A 15108-nucleotide genomic window follows, 5' to 3' on the forward strand; every position below is an offset into this window, starting at 1 on the left:
TTTTTCGATGCGTGGAGATTATCAGAAGAGGCGCTGAAGCAGAAATTAGGGTAGATAGGTGGATGGGTCGAACGGTTATCGTCAAGAGCAGAGTGCCGAAGAATTATAGGCACCCAGAGCTTGACCGTCAATTGCGGGCCCAGCGCACGAAAAACGAGGCAAGACTTATACGTGAGGCCAGACAGCTCGGCGTCCCAACGCCAATTATTTACGATATCGATCTTCATAAAGCAGAACTGGTAATGGAAAAGATTGAGGGCGAAAGGGTTAAAGATGCGCTTTCAAAAGCGGATAGTAAAGATCTCGAAAGGATTTGTTTGGAGATCGGTCGATTAACCGCGATGCTTCACAGAAATGGGATCGCTCATGGAGATCTTACGACATCGAACATGATCCTCCGTGACGATAAGATCTGGCTCATCGACTTCTCGTTAGGCGAAAAAAATGCCAAGATCGAAGAACTCGGGGTGGATTTTCATCTGTTAAAGGAAGCGTTTCTCTCAGCGCATTCGGAGATATTTGACAAATTCCAGATCGTGATCGACTCCTACAGAGAACATTTCGAAAATGCTGACGCCGTCATCAAACGGATGAAGGAGATTGAGAGCAGGGGGCGGTATACTTAGATGAGGCTCTCCATCGTCACATCGAACCGATGGAAAATCGAAGAACTCGGCGCTGCACTTACTCCGCTCGGTATCGAGGTTGAAATGAGCGATGTTGATTGCGAGGAAATCCAGGCGGATTCACTTGAAGAGGTTGTGCATCACTGCCTCGATGAGCTCAAAATGAAAGGCATGACGAATTTCATTCTCGATGATTCCGGCCTCTTTATTAGGCATTTGAAAGGGTTTCCAGGCGTATATTCCTCTTACGTTTTCAAGACGCTCGGATGTTCTGGCATTCTTAAATTGATGAATGGTGTCGAGGATCGTGAAGCCTATTTTCAATGCTGCATTGGTTGCATAATTGATGACAAGGAAATTATTGTTAGTGAGAGAACGTATGGAGTGATCAGCACAGAAGAGCGAGGGGATGGAGGGTTTGGATTTGATCCGATCTTTATCCCAAAGGGCGGAACGCGGACATTTGCAGAAATGTCCATAGAGGAGAAGAATCGTATTTCTCACCGTGGGAAAGCGATTTCCGCGTTAGTGAGCGCGCTGGAGGAGCGATTTTTCGCCCCAGACAGGAGAGGACAATGAAACTGCAAGACAGGAGAATCATCGTCACTGGTTGTGCGGGATTTATCGGCAGCCATCTGACCGAGCGCCTCGTTAATGCCAAGAATGAGGTCATCGGTATCGATAATTTCAGCGCTGGAAAACGAGAATTCCTCGCATCGATAGAGGGGAATAGGAATTTCGAGTTGCTCAACGGCGATCTACTTTCCCTTAATTTGGACGAGATTTTCTGTGGTTCCGAAATCATTTTTCATTTTGCAGCAAATCCTGAAGTTAGAGTCGGCACCAGCGACACACGCATACACCTTGATCAAAATGTATTTGTCACATACCGCGTTTTGGAAGCGGCTAGGAAACAATGCATCAAGAGTATCGTCTTTCCATCTACCTCAACAGTTTATGGTGAGCCTGAAATCATTCCGACGCCGGAGAATTACGGCCCCCTTCTACCAATATCGCTTTACGGCGCTTCGAAGCTAGCATGCGAAGCGCTCATAAGCGCTTACTGTCACACTTTTGACATGAGTTCTGTAATTTTCAGATTTGCAAATGTCGTGGGCCCGAGAAGCACGCATAATGTTCTTCACGACTTCTTGAAAAAGTTGGAGAGGGATCCGAAGAACCTCGAAATCCTTGGTTCACCCCCTGGGACGAGAAAGTCGTACATCCATGTTTCAGAGTGCATCGATGCGATGATCCTTGGCACTGAAAAAGCGGGATCATCGGTGGAGATCTTCAACATCGGTTCGGAGGACAGCATTACCGTCAAGCAAATTGCTGACATTGTCGTAGAAGAGCTGGGCCTTGCTGATGTTGCTTATCTGTGGACAGGGGGAGTCAAGGGAGGCAGAGGCTGGGTTGGTGATGTCAAAGAGATGCTTCTTTCTATCCAAAAAATTGAACGACTTGGATGGAGACCGAAATTGAGCAGTGCCGACGCAGTGCGAAAAGCCGTAAGAGAAATGATTGGAGAGCGTCGGGTAGAACGATGATGCTGGCGCATTCATCGGAATTATCTCAATAGCGGAGCCCTGCTAATGTGCCTTTCCCGTCACATCAATCTGAATTAACCAGTCAGTGAACGCGAACGTCCAATTACTGAATGAGGTACTAGATGTCGGTGAAGCGTTCGCCGGCAAGCCCCCCGCATACATCGATCCAGTTGTGTCTATAACGAGCCAGTGCCCTAGATCATCAGAGAGGACATGCATAGTGACGTTCGTCCCATAGAAAGTGCGTAATGATTGCTGGATACGGGGAAGTTGATATCCATCAGATGCGATAAAAACACTCGCAAATGCATGTCCTTCGATGATGTTGATGCGTGCATTACCGCCTAAGGCTGTGATGATCGATGCAAGGAGAATCGCTTGATCCTCGCAATCACCACTCCCCCTTTGCAAGGTCTCGTAGGCACTCTGCCAGTAATCACCAGTTTCATCTGATTTGTAAGTGATATGCGATCTAACCCAATCAAAAGCTTCTGCGATCTGAAGAGTAGAATAGTTCCCAGGATAAGACGCACGAATTTCTTCGACAACGTCTCCAACAGAAGAAACGTTGACAAGTGAGTTCACTTTATTATAATAATTCTTGACGTTTTTCTGCACCGAGTAATTCCGTGGTTCTTCAAGGGGTTTTATTTCTGCGAACCTGTCACCGCTGTCAACGGTGCCGTAGTCGTGCCATTTATTGAAGGATGAGTCTGAGACACATAACTTCAACATGATAGTATACATCTTATATTGTGGATCAGGAGGTGCGCGGAAAGCGAGGACGCCGAGCGGCTTTGTTTCTCCTGGATAAACATATATACTCGAGGATCTGAAATATTCTACAGTATAGTTGATCCATTTAAGTCCATAACCGTAAATGAAGAGTGCTGTATTGCCCTTGTTTTCTATTTCCAGGGATAATACACCACCGTAGCTGGCATATACGCTACTCATTGCCCATCTGAGAGTATATGAATAAGTCGGTTTCGATGCGGAAAGCGGCGACGGAAGAGAGATTGGCAGATTCGAAATAAAAAGGATTTTAGGTGCCCTGAGGTCGTCATGCGTAAAGCCTTCCTCGGATGATTCGAATAAACAGCCAGAGAAAAAGGAAGATGAGAGGAGTATCAGAACCACAAGGAATACCACGGGCCTTCTCATCATACCACCAACGATGAACGAGCGATAAAAATTCTTCCCGGAGAAGTAGAAAACTGTATTATGCAATTGTGGAAGCATTGTTCTATTTTCCGAAATTTCGCGACGCGCTCAAAAAAACGAGATATAGGAAATATTTAATTCGAATTGCCCTATTCCGAGGAAGAGCGGGGCCGTGGGGTAGCTTGGTCCATCCTTCGGGCTTTGGGAGCCTGAGACCCCGATTCAAATTCGGGCGGCCCCATTAATGAATTTTTCCGTTAACCAGTTGAGGTGTATAAGTTTAATTCTATTCGCCCAGTTCTGAATTGATCTGATCGCTCTGCGCGCTATCATTTCACAAAAAAAAGGAAAGGGATTACTGGAGTTTCCATTTCGCCGTCATCTTGACGATGAGGAAAATCACCAACGCCACGATAATGAAAGTGATCAATGCAACCAAGAAGTCCCCGATGCCGAAATATTGGCTGCCAACCTGGACTGTGAAGGTCGAAAGATTCTCTAGTCCAGGGAGTGCCAGGCCGATGAGAGGCATTAGGAGATCCTTGACGAGCGCTTGAACTAGAACCCCAAGATAAACGCCCATAATGAAGGCGACGGCGAGTCCTATGACCTTATACTTCGAAAGAAAATCGATGAACTCAGCGCGAAAACCCTTGGGCGGAGGAGGTGCTGGCTTAGGTTCCAAAATCTCTCTGATTCGTCGTAATTCTTCCAGTAACTTATCCTCTCGTTCCATATGTTATAACACCTATTTTGCCGTATTAATATATTGCCAAAACCATTGTTAATATGTCTTTTAATAGCTACAGACTGAATTCCCTGTGCGAGACTGGACGTTAATTGCTTAATTTTTGTGAGTTTTTCTGGAATACTTAATGGTCAATAACTGGCTTTGACAATAAACTTCTTTCTAGGAGAATTTCATCTTGCAACTGATCTATCACTTGTGAACTACGTCAAACCGCAAGAGATTTCCTGAAAAAGACTATTATCCATATCGAGAAACAAGGTGAAGAAAAGACTGGGGGAGGTGCCCCAATCAATTTTTTGACAATACCTTGACATTTCTATTCGACTATTGACCGCTCATTATTTTTTTACTGAGATCTTCTGCGAGATGTATGATTTTCTCATGGTCTGCTGCAGTCGGAGGCCCGTTGATTTCAATGGCTCCTACAATCTCGATTTTTGTTGGTTCGAGGATTTCCGCAGCCTGTTTTACCGCTCCTCCACCCCATCCATAGGAGCTGAGAACAGCTGCGTACTTCGCAGGTGGCCTTAGCGCCTTAGCCAGCATTGCAATATAGAGTGCGATCGGATGCAATCCGCCGAGAACCGTTGGGGCACCAAGTACGATTGCACTGGAATCCACGAGGTCCTCTGCAATGTTCCCGACATCAGAATTCGCGATGTTGTAAAGTCTCACATCAACACCGTTCGCCTGTAGAGTCTCCACCATTGTATCCACCATAGCAGCAGTTGAGTTCCACATCGTCGTGTAAATCACGAGCGCTTTCTTTTCAGTTTGCCCAGTTGTCCATTTCCTATAGTATTCAATCATCCTTTGAGGGTGCCGGTGTACGGGGCCGTGACTCGGAGCGATCAGATCAATTTCCATCTTTTCGATTCTTTCGATCGCTTTTTGCCCCATTTTCCTGAAAGGCATCATGATTTCGCCGAAGTATCTCTTCGCTAGAGAGGGTAGCTGTTCAACCTCATCGTCCCAGAAACCAAAAGCTGTGTGCATTCCAAGAAAATCGCAAGGGAATAAAACCTTGTTCTCGATGAGATAAGTGAACATGGTCTCGGGCCAGTGCAACCAGGGCGCATCGATGAACTTTAAAGTTTTCCCGCCGAGGTCGATCGTATCGCCTTCTCTGACTATCATGATTCTTTCTGATGGCACACCGTAATAAACCTGAGCGACCTTCGCGCCCTTCTCCGTTGCGACGAGCATTGCCTTCTTTGCATATCGCATGACGTAAGGTATCCCTCCTGCGTGGTCAGGCTCAGCATGGTTCATAACGACATAACCAATCGAGTCGAAGTCAGCAATACTGTTAATTTTTGCCGCTAGATGATCTTCAAAACCTGGGTTAACCGTATCGATAAGGGCGTTGTTCTTATCTCCAATAACCAGATAGGCGTTATATGAGGTGCCATAGGGCAAAGGGATAAGGGCATCGAATAGTCGCCTCCACCAATCTTTGACGCCAACCCAGTACACACCTTTCGAAATTTCCCTTACATCGAGTTTCATTTCAATCACCACCGAACTTCCAATGATCAGCTTTGCTAGCCCTTCGCTGATAGAGAATAAGATGCAAGCATCCTCAATATCAATTCATCGCCAAAACAATTCGTAAATCACGGACGCTAAACACAAAGGGCGAAACTGATTTTAAGGGGAAGGAGGATAGAGCGCGCTTGAACTATGGCTGATAGTTTACTAAAAATCGGAATGGAAGCACCTGATTTCGAGCTACCTTCAACTCTTGGTGAGAAAATCAGTCTCAGAGGTATCCTTGGTTCTGGGCCCGTCATCATCGTTTTTTATGTTTCGGATTGGGGGATGATGTGCAATGTGGTGATGCGGGCGTTCAAGGAAATGTATGAGGAATTTCGCAAATACAATGCGAGAATTCTTGCGATCAGCACAAATAGCATCTTTTCTCACCGGGCCTGGGCTGAACACATGAAGTTTCCATTCCCCCTGTTGAGTGATTTTGATGGAAAAGTTTCAAAAAAGTATGGGGTCCTTTACGGCCAAGAGGGATATCTAAAAGGATATTCAAATCGGGCCGTTTTTGTCCTGGACTCCAATGGTGTTATTAGATACATCTGGATCGCAGATGATCCCTCCTTTGAACCAAATTACGAGGAGATCCGCGCTGAAGTGAAAAAGGCTCACGGAAAGTGATCACTCTTGAGAAACTCGAGCTGATAAAACTCGTCGAAACTGTACTTTTTAAGAAGAAATAAGTCATGGAAAAATGCGATCATTTCTTCTTCGGACAATCGCTCGTGAAGAGGTGGTCCGAATGATGTTGTTTTTTTGTGGAAATCGACGACGCTTAGGCGCCCACCCTTCCTCAGTACCCTCGAGATTTCCGATGAGAGGCGTTCCTTTTCCTCTATTTCGTGGATCACGTTGATCGCGAGGACATGATCGATTGTTTCCGATTTTATGGGTAAATCGGGCAGTTCCGCAATCAGGGGGAGGACCCTATCTCCTACATTCCCTGTGACTCTCTTTATTAAAGATTCAAGCATTTCGCGTTCAGCGTCGAGTGCGATGATGTATGCAGCACGAACTGCGGCTGGAATCGCGACATACCCTACCCCGCTCCCAATATCGAGGCAGACCTCATGATCACGGATCTCCGCCCGCTCTACAATTTCTTCGGCGGGTTGTATTCTCATTCGACGATCATCAACAAGACTCGCTTTGTTATCAGGACTGAAACGATGTGGCGGCATTTCGACATCTCTCCAAAACAGCTTTTTTAATAGTCAATCGACTGCGGTCACGATGAATTTCAGTGGCAACATCGAGCAATTTAATAGATGCTCGGTGAAGCGGTGAGTCGATCACAAAGGTTTCATATTCCCCCCCTTCACCACTTACATTAACCCGATAGCGGCTATGAAGTGAAAGCAGTGAAGTTAGGATGTCATCGTTAATTTCTTTTCCCAAGTATGAAGGTCCAAGCCCTTCAGCCGAGACGCTCACGATGATCGATTTAATTCCCGCACCGATTTCTTCTCTCAGCACTGTCAATTCGTTCTTGCGCCATAGAGGGGAGAAAACGCGTATGCCAAGATCTTCACAAACACTGTTGACCCTATCCCATTGATAATCCGAAGCAATCGCGCCAGTGATGATGCCATCGACTTCAAGATCAGAGAGGATCTCTCTCAATGCAAAGAGATCACTTTCCTCCGTCCCATCACTTTCAATCGATATGAGAGTTTTTTCCATTGCTCTGGCATGAAGTGGTAATAGATGAAGGTTGGGTGTGTGAAAAAGCCACGAATCGGGATTGGATGGAATGACGCTAACGAGATAATCGACCGTGTGTCCCTGTTGCTCCATGAGATATATCGCGAAAGTTGAGTCTTTCCCGCCTGAGAAAAGCGATGCTAAATTCACGGCAGAGTATCAGAGTTAGGGAAATTTCAATATTTTCACGAGGTGCAATCCCGAGAAATCAACTTTATCTTCCAAAAAAAGGGAGATCGAGAATCTTAATTATGCGCGATTGGAATGTCCGGTCTAATGTATTATTGTCCTCGTTGTGAAAAAGGGATAAGGAAGGAGAGAATCGATGAGATCGATAAGAAGCTAAAGGAGATGTTCAACCTCGATTCCCTATCAAGGAAGATCTGTCCAGTCTGTGGATGCTCGTTGATCGAGTTGACTCCAGAAAAGGGTGAGTGTCTTGCGTCTCGACGATCTCACAAGTGAGGAGTTTAAGAAAATTATGCAGCTTGATCCCGTCATATTTGTACCAATTGGTGCAACTGAAGCACACGGTGACCATCTTCCCCTTTCGACCGATTCACTCCAGCCCGAAGCCATCGCAATGCAGCTTGCTGAAAAGATCGGAGGGCTTGTAGCTCCTCCAATTAGATATGGATGCCACAGTTCAACAAAGAACATGCCAGGAACGATTTCAATCAGATTTGAAACACTGAGAAGCATAGTTTATGAAATCCTGGCTTCCCTAGCGAAAAATGGTGCGCGGAAAATCGTAATTCTGAGTGGACATGCGGGCGCTGTCCATATGGCAGCGTTGAAGCTTGCATGCCAAGACGCGGTCGAGCAATTCGATTTGAAATTGATGCTCCTGACGGATTACGAAATTGCAAAAGAACTTGGGGAGATAATCAAATTTGATTCGACTGATGGCCACGGCGGACTCATCGAAACGGCGCGGCTTCTAGCAATCGCCCCAGACCTCGTCAAAAGCCGTCGCCGGAAAGGGAAATTCCTTGACAAAAAATTCATGATTGTAAAAAATCCAGAAACTTGCTATCCAGATGGCATAGTTGGTGACCCGACGAACGCGACTCGGGAAATCGGCGAACGCATAAACAACTATATCATTGAGAGAATTGAACAATTGATCAATGAGAATTTTGGGAGAGAAAATCATGATCAAGAAGGAGATCGCCGCTGAGAAAGCAGTCGAACGAATAAAGGACGGAATGATCGTCGGCCTCGGGACAGGGACAACTGTCTATTATGCTTTACGGAAAATCGGTGAATTGTGCAAGAAAGGATTGAACGTCATCGGTGTGCCCACCTCGATCGAGACTGAACGGCTCGCAAAGGAATTTGGCATTCCGATCACATCGATCGATGATGTCGAAGTGATCGACCTTACAATCGACGGAGCGGACGAAGTTGATCCCGATATGCGGCTCATTAAGGGGTTAGGGGGCGCATTGCTCAGAGAAAAGATCGTGGCGTACGCTTCGCGAGAGGAAATCATCATCGTCGACGATTCTAAGGTCGTTAACGTCCTCGGGACACGTTCGCCATTGCCCGTTGAAGTCGTGCCTTTCGGACACAAGATGACGAGGGAAAGACTTGAAAGACTCGGTTGTACCGCAAAACTCAGGGGGAATAATGCGCCGTTTGTAACGGACAATGGCCTCTACATTTATGACTGCTATTTCGGAAGAATCTACGACCCCGAGGAAATAGAAAAACGAATAAATTCGATTCCTGGCGTTGTTGAGAACGGTCTCTTCATCGGTCTTGCCACTGAGATCGTCGTGGGCACCGACCATGGGGTAACTGTGAAAAAACGCGATCGGGTTTAGTTTATCTGGCCCTGCTGCTGTGCCACCCTGGCATCTTCAGTTTCAGGGACACCTTCTGAGCTCAACGACGCGAACTGCTTCAATTGATTGACATTCTGCTCGATCTTCTCGATGCGCTTCCGTTCTTCCTTTTCGATCGTTTCAATAATCTTCTCAAATGGTATGGCTAGGCGATATGCATGAATCGGACGCCCTTTCCCTTCCTTTTTGATGTCTCTTTTCGTCACCCATTTTCGCCGGCGCAACTCCTGCATCGCGATTGAGACTTCTGGCTGACGCAATGCCGTCGAAACCTCGATTTCCACCGATGTGGTCTCCGGCTTCTTTCTCAGAAAAGCGAGTGTTTTGGCGACATTTCTCGGCATTCCCGTGCTCATCAAAAGCTCTACCAGCGCCTCATCCCTCTTGTTGAAGCCCCTTTCAGTCATGTCTTTCGATTTTTATTTAATTATTAAGAAGATATATATTCTTTTCTATTTGAAAAATAAATTCAAATCTTCTGGCCATGTGCCAGAATGCCATCGCTAATGATGTAATTGCAAATAGAGAACCATCCTCAGCTATCAAAAATATGAATTTTGTCCAGACGATCAGGATTCTCAAGAAATCTGATAAGAATTTATATATTAAATGAGTATTAGGGCAACTTGCGCCCAAGGTGAAAGTTCATGAAAATGCCTAGAATCATTAGGACTTACTGCCCTCACTGCAAGACTCATACAGAACACGAAGTCGAAAGGGTCAAGAAAAAGAAAGCGAGTGAGCTCAAATGGGGGCAAAGGAGATTCAGGAGGGCAACCGCTGGTTACGGTGGTTTCCCGCGTCCGAAACCAGAAGGCCGTGAAAAGCCCACTAAACGGATCGCTCTAAGATATCGATGCAAAGCATGTAAAAAGGCTCATCAAAAACCGTGCTTTAGAGCTAAGAAATTCGAACTAGTGGAGTGATTCCGATGGCCGATGTCAGGACTGGTAAGTTTATAAAGATCAAATGCCCCGATTGTGGTAACGAGCAGATCGCTTTCAAAAAGCCATCTACACCTGTCGTGTGCCATGTCTGCGGTTCGACTCTCATCAAACCGACTGGTGGAAAGGGCGAAATTAAGGGCGAGCTGCTCGGGGTGGTCGACTAATGGTCAGAATAAGCGAATTCCCTGAAGAGGGCGAGCTCGTTGTATGCACTGTTCAAAACGTTAAGAATTTCGGGGCTTTTGTGACCCTTGACGAATATGACAATAAGGAGGGCTTCATCCACATTAGGGACGTTGCCACTGGATGGATAAAATACATTAGGGATTATGTGCGTGAGGGCCAGAAAATCGTTTGTAAGGTTCTCGGTGTTGATCCTTCAAAGGGACATATCGATCTCTCATTAAAGTCAGTTAATGAACACCAGCGAAGGGAAAAGATCCAACAATGGAAGAATGAGAAGAAAGCAGAAAAGCTTATGGAGATTGTCGCTCAACGTCTCAATAAGAGCGTCCAGGAGTGCTACGAAGAGTTCGGCTATAAACTTATCGAAAAGTATGGCACACTCTATGGTGCTTTTGAGCAATGTGCTGGCAATCCGAATTCGCTGATCGAGAATGATCTAGAGGGGCCATGGACGCAGGTTTTCATCGAAGTGGCAAAAGAGAATGTCATCCCACCATTTGTCCAAATCGATGGGCAAATCGAATTAACTTGCGCGCTTCCAGACGGCGTGGAAAGAATAAGGAAGGCACTCATAGAAGGTTTGGAATCTGCAAAGGAAAAGGTCAAAATTCAGTATGTCGGCGCGCCGCGGTACCGGATAGTGGTAACAGCTCCAGATTACAAGACCGCTGAAGATGAAATGAAAAGAGTCAGCGATAAGATACTTGCCACAATTAAACAGATGGGGGGACAGGGTATCTTCTCCCGTGAAACGAAATAAAAGAGTGGTTACCTGAGAGATTGTATGATATTTAAAAGGGGAAAAGTTAATAATGAGAACTTCGCTTAGAAAATGCCCAAAGTGCCAGGAATATACGTTGGGGGAAACTTGCCCGAGATGCGGAAGGAGAAGTGTCGTGGCAACTCCGCCAAAATTTTCCCCTGAGGATAGATATGGAACATATAGAAGAAGATTGAGGAAGGAGAGAGGTGATGATTACGGAGTATATCAAAACGATATTCTATGAAGATCCAAAATTGGAAAATCCTATACTAGTTGAGGGGTTACCGGGTGTCGGAAACGTTGGCAAACTTGCTGCTGAGCATCTGCTCGAACAAATAGAAGCGGTCAAATTTGCGGAGATCTATTCGAAGTACTTTCCCCCACAAGTGCTGGTCGACGACGAGGGGCTGATCAAACTTGTGAACAACGAGCTCTATTACTCCAAAGGTGACGGGAAACGGCCAGATCTAATCATTCTCGTCGGCGATTATCAGGGACTCACACCAGACGGACAATACGAACTTTCAGACCATGTCTTACAAATAGCGAAGAAATATGGTGTCAAGATGATCTTTACCCTGGGCGGATATGGTGTAGGGAAGATCGTTGAAAAACCTCGCGTTTTAGGGGCGGCTACCGATAAAGAGCTCGTTGAGGAAATGAAGAAGCATGGCGTCGTCTTTTCAAAGGGAGAGCCAGGAAGCGGCATCGTTGGAGCGAGCGGCCTTCTGCTTGGCCTCGGCAAGATCTATGGGATGCGAGCGGTATGTCTTATGGGCGAGACATCTGGCTATTTCGTTGACCCCAAAGGCGCCGAGGTCGTACTAAGAGTTCTCGCCGAGGTCCTGAGCGTCGATATCGATTTCAGCGCGCTCGAAGACAAAGCTGAACAGATCGATCTCATCACATCAAAGATCCGGGAGATTGAAACACCACCTGAGCCGAAGAGAGAAGACCTAGGCTATATCGGATGAGGAGTCAGTTTTCTGGAATAAAGAAGCGAGATCGCTTCCAATTTTTTTAATTCTTTCATTTTTGATATTCTGTGCAAAACTTACATCCTGGTAAAATAAATCATCTACTTCATGCGATCATTCCACTATCAAAAAAAATAAAGGGGGGAGGTAATCGTGACCTCTCATCGGAGAATGTGCATCCCATCCCATTCTCACAAGCTACTTTTTCAGGTATCGTTCCTCGAAGATCTCCATCGATGCGAGCGTCTTTTCTGCTTCCTCCATTTTTCTAATCTTATCCATGACTAGGTCAAGTCGTGCATAAATGAAATCTCTGATCGCGGCCCTGATTGCCTCAGACCTTGACGGAAAGTCATCGACTTTGACGAGGAAGTCAAGTGCCCTGATATACCTGCTAGGCAAGCGTATCGTTATTTTTTCTAGCTCTTCCTCGGCCATTATTGCACCTGGAGATCTAAGAGGTACAAACGACCTCTTTTGTCTGACAAGAAAGATATTATCGCGTCTATATTTAAATATTGTTGTCCTCAAAACAAAATCTCCCAGCCATAAATTTTAAGGAAGGAAAGAACAAAATTCTAAATACGACCCCGATAATAGGGTTGAGGGTTCCCGACTTAGCTCAGTCTGGCTAGAGCGGCTGACTGTAGTGGGTTACCGGATTGCCGGTCAAACAGCCGCCGAGATCAGCAGGCCCCCGGTTCAAATCCGGGAGTCGGGACCATTCTTGCTAATCATTCGGAAATAATTTCTTCGCTGCCTCACTTGCGCGATTCAACACTGCCATCTCGTCAATGCCCTTGATCTCCCAATTCTTCATCAAAACCTTTCCATCGCATATGACTGTCTTGACATTTGCTTGCGACGATGAGTAGACTACATTTGAGACGAGCGTGCCACGTCTGATAGGCGATAGATTTGGTGCCGTGCCGTCAAGAATCACGATGTCTGCTTTCTTGCCGGGCTCAATCGATCCTATCAATCGGTCCAACCCAATTGCTGTAGCACCGCCGATTGTCGCAAAATCAAGAATTTCCTGAGCACTAAGAACAGTAGGATCCCATCGACTCGATTTCTGAATAAGCGAGAGTGTCTTCATCTCTCCAAACATGTCAAGACTGTTGTTCGTCGTCGAACTATCAGTACCGATCGAAACAACAACCCCTTCTTTCCTCATCTCAGGAATCGGCGCAACGCCACCGGTGGCCAGTTTCATGTTCGAAACAGGGCAGGTCGAAACACTTGTGTTGTTCTTTGCAAGTATCCGCACCTCGTTGAGTGTCAGCCAGCATGCGTGGGAAGCAAGGCAATTTCTTCCAAGAAATCCGATTTTCTCAAGATATTCAGCTGGCCGCATCCCCGTTTTTTTCCGATGATCGTTAACTTCTTTCCTCGTCTCAGACAAATGAAAATGTAGGAGGAGATTCCTCTCATCGGCATATTCTTTTGCTTCGAGGAATGTTTCCCTCGAGCAAACGTAAACGCCCTGGAGACCAACGCCAGGTGTGATCCTGCTTCCTTTGTTAGCAATCGACTGGCAGAAGCGCTTGCAATTGTCAAGGGGTCGACCCTTTTGCGTTGTGAATTCCTCGTCAAGCACAGCCCAACATAAGACTGCCCTTAAACCCATTTCGTCAACAGCCTTTGCGATAATGTCTTCAGCATAGTATAAATCTACAAATGTTGTCGTCCCACTGCGAATCATTTCCAAACATCCAAGCTGCGTACCAGCGTAGATATCCTCAGGTGTTCTTTGGGCATCAATCGAAAAGACTCTTGAAAGAAAATCTGGAAATGAAACGTCATCGGCAACTCCCTTCATGATTGCCATTGAGATATGGGTGTGGGTGTTGATCAAGCCCGGCAGAACTATATCCCCGTGTGAGTCGATTTCTTCGTCAACGTCCGAGGAGACTTTTCCGATATCCTTGATGATGCCATCTTCGATGAGGAGGTCGCCGCGGAGGATCTCTCGATTTTTATTTTGAGTAATGATCCACGCGTCCCTTATTGCAATTTTCATTCACTCGATGATCGAGGCCTAGAATATTAAAATTTAGCAAGACCTATGGTATCGGATAGGGAACTCCTCCGGTTCAAAAAAAAGTTTCAGAAAAGAATATTTCAGATCGCATCATTACTTCGATAAATCAGCTATTGAAGGCGTCAACTTGACAACGATCACATTTCTAGGCACCAGCGGCGGAAGATTCGCCACGATATACCAAGCGAGAAGCACCGGTGGCATTTACATTAGCGATAGTGCCAGAATTCATCTCGACCCAGGGCCAGGTGCACTCGTTGCAATGAAAAAAATGTCAATCGACCCTGCGAGAACGGATGCCATACTCATTTCACACTGCCACCCAGACCACTATACTGATGCAGAGATACTGATTGAAGGGATGACGTGCGGTGGTTTTGGGCGCAGAGGAATCGTCATCGGAAGTAAGAGTGTAATTGACGGGAAGGATGCTTTTGGACCGGCAATTTCAAGATATCACCGTTCGCTGCCTGAAAATGTTTTGTCCCTTAAGCCAGGAGATAAGACTTCAGTTGACGGGATTCTGATCGAGGCGACGCCAACAATTCACAGCGATCCTACTGGCATTGGATTTCGTTTTCACACTTCTAACGGCATAATTTCGTATGTGGGCGATTCAGAAGTTGGCGAAGAGGTCATAAAGGCACATCGTAGTAGCCGTGTGATAATCTTGTGCGTGACAAGGCCTCTCGGCTCGAGAATATCCTACCATATGAACACAGACGACGCGGCTGAATTTGCAAGATCAGTTTGTCCGGAAATTGTTCTCTTGACGCACTTCGGCATGAAGTTGCTCAGCGAGGGAGCAGAGAAGCAGGCCAAGTACATTGAAAAGGAATCAGGTATTGAGACAATCGCGATGACCGATTTTGCCAGCGTTCATATTGGAGACGAAATACACATCAACAGAAAGCGCCGCCGAAATTGAACAAAGTCGATTGCCCGTTGCAAGTATATAAGCGCTTGAATTGCGCCCGATGAAAATGCATCGGACAATG

General features: G+C 46.1%; 20 protein-coding genes and 2 tRNA genes. 14 read left to right on the forward strand and 8 right to left on the reverse strand.

The features are described from left to right. The first annotated feature begins 11 nt into the window (after window positions 1-11). Genes QHH00_03175 through QHH00_03185 form a run of 3 tightly spaced genes read left to right on the forward strand, consistent with a single transcriptional unit; the run spans window position 12 to window position 2176 of the window. A complete protein-coding gene (locus tag QHH00_03175) occupies window positions 12-626 on the forward strand; it encodes a KEOPS complex kinase/ATPase Bud32 (GenBank protein MDH7508384.1) in 615 nt (204 codons plus the stop codon). Then, window positions 627-1205, forward strand: a complete 579-nt coding sequence (locus QHH00_03180; protein ID MDH7508385.1) for an XTP/dITP diphosphatase — start codon at window positions 627-629, stop codon at window positions 1203-1205. It abuts the gene before it with no gap. Further along, a complete protein-coding gene (locus QHH00_03185; protein MDH7508386.1) occupies window positions 1202-2176 on the forward strand; it encodes an NAD-dependent epimerase/dehydratase family protein in 975 nt (324 codons plus the stop codon). Before QHH00_03180 ends, QHH00_03185 begins: the two co-directional genes overlap by 4 nt. 42 nt (window positions 2177-2218) lie before the next feature. On the opposite strand, the gene QHH00_03190 is transcribed toward QHH00_03185, so the two are convergent. Continuing rightward, window positions 2219-3340, reverse strand: a complete 1122-nt coding sequence (locus tag QHH00_03190) for a transglutaminase-like domain-containing protein (GenBank protein ID MDH7508387.1) — start codon at window positions 3338-3340, stop codon at window positions 2219-2221. Window positions 3341-3506: 166 nt separating this feature from the next. Here QHH00_03190 and QHH00_03195 point away from each other — a divergent pair. Further along, window positions 3507-3581 (forward strand) — tRNA-Pro (locus tag QHH00_03195). A 114-nt stretch (window positions 3582-3695) separates the two neighbouring features. Here QHH00_03195 and QHH00_03200 read toward each other — a convergent pair. After that, entirely contained in the window at window positions 3696-4076 is a 381-nt protein-coding gene (locus tag QHH00_03200; GenBank protein ID MDH7508388.1) for an MscL family protein, read from the reverse strand. A gap of 339 nt (window positions 4077-4415) precedes the next feature. Next, the gene (locus QHH00_03205; protein ID MDH7508389.1) at window positions 4416-5600 is read right to left on the reverse strand and encodes an FprA family A-type flavoprotein; all 1185 of its coding nucleotides are present in this window, start codon (window positions 5598-5600) and stop codon (window positions 4416-4418) included. A 174-nt stretch (window positions 5601-5774) separates the two neighbouring features. On the opposite strand from QHH00_03205, the gene QHH00_03210 reads away from it, so the two are divergent. Then, window positions 5775-6260: a peroxiredoxin gene (locus QHH00_03210; GenBank protein ID MDH7508390.1), complete on the forward strand. Its 486-nt coding sequence runs from the start codon at window positions 5775-5777 to the stop codon at window positions 6258-6260. Here QHH00_03210 and QHH00_03215 read toward each other — a convergent pair. Together QHH00_03215 and QHH00_03220 are read right to left on the reverse strand one after the other, a co-directional pair. After that, the gene (locus tag QHH00_03215; GenBank protein MDH7508391.1) at window positions 6248-6763 is read right to left on the reverse strand and encodes a class I SAM-dependent methyltransferase; all 516 of its coding nucleotides are present in this window, start codon (window positions 6761-6763) and stop codon (window positions 6248-6250) included. The two genes, QHH00_03210 and QHH00_03215, sit on opposite strands and share 13 nt — an antisense overlap. Window positions 6764-6794: 31 nt before the next feature. Then, window positions 6795-7493, reverse strand: coding sequence for a diphthine--ammonia ligase (locus tag QHH00_03220; protein MDH7508392.1), 699 nt, complete (start codon window positions 7491-7493; stop codon window positions 6795-6797). A 126-nt stretch (window positions 7494-7619) separates the two neighbouring features. Between QHH00_03220 and QHH00_03225 the strand changes: the two genes are divergently transcribed. Genes QHH00_03225 through rpiA form a run of 3 tightly spaced genes read left to right on the forward strand, consistent with a single transcriptional unit; the run spans window position 7620 to window position 9172 of the window. Then, on the forward strand, window positions 7620-7808 hold the full coding sequence (locus QHH00_03225) for a hypothetical protein (GenBank protein MDH7508393.1): 189 nt from the start codon (window positions 7620-7622) through the stop codon (window positions 7806-7808). Further along, window positions 7783-8523, forward strand: a complete 741-nt coding sequence (locus QHH00_03230; GenBank protein ID MDH7508394.1) for a creatininase family protein — start codon at window positions 7783-7785, stop codon at window positions 8521-8523. Before QHH00_03225 ends, QHH00_03230 begins: the two co-directional genes overlap by 26 nt. Then, window positions 8498-9172: a ribose-5-phosphate isomerase RpiA gene (rpiA, locus tag QHH00_03235; GenBank protein ID MDH7508395.1), complete on the forward strand. Its 675-nt coding sequence runs from the start codon at window positions 8498-8500 to the stop codon at window positions 9170-9172. Before QHH00_03230 ends, rpiA begins: the two co-directional genes overlap by 26 nt. Here the strand turns inward: rpiA and QHH00_03240 are convergent. After that, window positions 9169-9600 carry an ArsR family transcriptional regulator gene (locus tag QHH00_03240; protein MDH7508396.1) on the reverse strand — a complete coding sequence of 144 codons (432 nt, stop codon included), beginning with the start codon at window positions 9598-9600 and terminating at the stop codon, window positions 9169-9171. The two genes, rpiA and QHH00_03240, sit on opposite strands and share 4 nt — an antisense overlap. Window positions 9601-9840: 240 nt before the next feature. On the opposite strand from QHH00_03240, the gene QHH00_03245 reads away from it, so the two are divergent. The 4 genes from QHH00_03245 to QHH00_03260 all read left to right on the forward strand — a co-directional run bounded on the left by QHH00_03245 (window position 9841) and on the right by QHH00_03260 (window position 12063). Continuing rightward, window positions 9841-10119 carry a 50S ribosomal protein L44e gene (locus QHH00_03245; protein ID MDH7508397.1) on the forward strand — a complete coding sequence of 93 codons (279 nt, stop codon included), beginning with the start codon at window positions 9841-9843 and terminating at the stop codon, window positions 10117-10119. A gap of 5 nt (window positions 10120-10124) precedes the next feature. Further along, window positions 10125-10304, forward strand: coding sequence for a 30S ribosomal protein S27e (locus QHH00_03250; GenBank protein ID MDH7508398.1), 180 nt, complete (start codon window positions 10125-10127; stop codon window positions 10302-10304). Further along, the gene (locus QHH00_03255; protein MDH7508399.1) at window positions 10304-11086 is read left to right on the forward strand and encodes a translation initiation factor IF-2 subunit alpha; all 783 of its coding nucleotides are present in this window, start codon (window positions 10304-10306) and stop codon (window positions 11084-11086) included. Before QHH00_03250 ends, QHH00_03255 begins: the two co-directional genes overlap by 1 nt. A gap of 212 nt (window positions 11087-11298) precedes the next feature. Continuing rightward, window positions 11299-12063: a proteasome assembly chaperone family protein gene (locus tag QHH00_03260; protein MDH7508400.1), complete on the forward strand. Its 765-nt coding sequence runs from the start codon at window positions 11299-11301 to the stop codon at window positions 12061-12063. Between the two features lie 201 nt (window positions 12064-12264). Here QHH00_03260 and QHH00_03265 read toward each other — a convergent pair whose 3' ends face one another. Next, window positions 12265-12504: a ribbon-helix-helix domain-containing protein gene (locus tag QHH00_03265; GenBank protein MDH7508401.1), complete on the reverse strand. Its 240-nt coding sequence runs from the start codon at window positions 12502-12504 to the stop codon at window positions 12265-12267. Between the two features lie 173 nt (window positions 12505-12677). Here QHH00_03265 and QHH00_03270 point away from each other — a divergent pair. After that, window positions 12678-12790: transfer RNA gene (locus QHH00_03270), tRNA-Tyr, on the forward strand. A gap of 6 nt (window positions 12791-12796) precedes the next feature. On the opposite strand, the gene QHH00_03275 is transcribed toward QHH00_03270, so the two are convergent. Then, a complete protein-coding gene (locus tag QHH00_03275; GenBank protein ID MDH7508402.1) occupies window positions 12797-14089 on the reverse strand; it encodes an amidohydrolase family protein in 1293 nt (430 codons plus the stop codon). Window positions 14090-14237: 148 nt separating this feature from the next. Between QHH00_03275 and QHH00_03280 the strand changes: the two genes are divergently transcribed. Further along, the gene (locus QHH00_03280) at window positions 14238-15038 is read left to right on the forward strand and encodes an MBL fold metallo-hydrolase (protein ID MDH7508403.1); all 801 of its coding nucleotides are present in this window, start codon (window positions 14238-14240) and stop codon (window positions 15036-15038) included. Window positions 15039-15108 lie beyond the last annotated feature (70 nt).

Source organism: Methanomassiliicoccales archaeon, from assembly GCA_029907465.1.
Lineage (GTDB): Archaea > Thermoplasmatota > Thermoplasmata > Methanomassiliicoccales > JACIVX01 > JACIVX01.

Bases quoted from the DNA above. Each gene is read 5' to 3' on its own strand.
- QHH00_03250 (MDH7508398.1), top strand. From the start codon at position 10,125: ATGGCCGATGTCAGGACTGGTAAGTTTATAAAGATCAAATGCCCCGAT.
- QHH00_03215 (MDH7508391.1), bottom strand. From the start codon at position 6,763: ATGAGAATACAACCCGCCGAAGAAATTGTAGAGCGGGCGGAGATCCGT.
- QHH00_03180 (MDH7508385.1), top strand. From the start codon at position 627: ATGAGGCTCTCCATCGTCACATCGAACCGATGGAAAATCGAAGAACTC.
- QHH00_03225 (MDH7508393.1), top strand. From the start codon at position 7,620: ATGTATTATTGTCCTCGTTGTGAAAAAGGGATAAGGAAGGAGAGAATC.
- QHH00_03190 (MDH7508387.1), bottom strand. From the start codon at position 3,340: ATGAGAAGGCCCGTGGTATTCCTTGTGGTTCTGATACTCCTCTCATCT.
- QHH00_03210 (MDH7508390.1), top strand. From the start codon at position 5,775: ATGGCTGATAGTTTACTAAAAATCGGAATGGAAGCACCTGATTTCGAG.
- QHH00_03240 (MDH7508396.1), bottom strand. From the start codon at position 9,600: ATGACTGAAAGGGGCTTCAACAAGAGGGATGAGGCGCTGGTAGAGCTT.
- QHH00_03205 (MDH7508389.1), bottom strand. From the start codon at position 5,600: ATGAAACTCGATGTAAGGGAAATTTCGAAAGGTGTGTACTGGGTTGGC.
- rpiA (MDH7508395.1), top strand. From the start codon at position 8,498: ATGATCAAGAAGGAGATCGCCGCTGAGAAAGCAGTCGAACGAATAAAG.
- QHH00_03260 (MDH7508400.1), top strand. From the start codon at position 11,299: ATGATTACGGAGTATATCAAAACGATATTCTATGAAGATCCAAAATTG.
- QHH00_03255 (MDH7508399.1), top strand. From the start codon at position 10,304: ATGGTCAGAATAAGCGAATTCCCTGAAGAGGGCGAGCTCGTTGTATGC.
- QHH00_03185 (MDH7508386.1), top strand. From the start codon at position 1,202: ATGAAACTGCAAGACAGGAGAATCATCGTCACTGGTTGTGCGGGATTT.
- QHH00_03265 (MDH7508401.1), bottom strand. From the start codon at position 12,504: ATGGCCGAGGAAGAGCTAGAAAAAATAACGATACGCTTGCCTAGCAGG.
- QHH00_03245 (MDH7508397.1), top strand. From the start codon at position 9,841: ATGAAAATGCCTAGAATCATTAGGACTTACTGCCCTCACTGCAAGACT.
- QHH00_03200 (MDH7508388.1), bottom strand. From the start codon at position 4,076: ATGGAACGAGAGGATAAGTTACTGGAAGAATTACGACGAATCAGAGAG.
- QHH00_03275 (MDH7508402.1), bottom strand. From the start codon at position 14,089: ATGAAAATTGCAATAAGGGACGCGTGGATCATTACTCAAAATAAAAAT.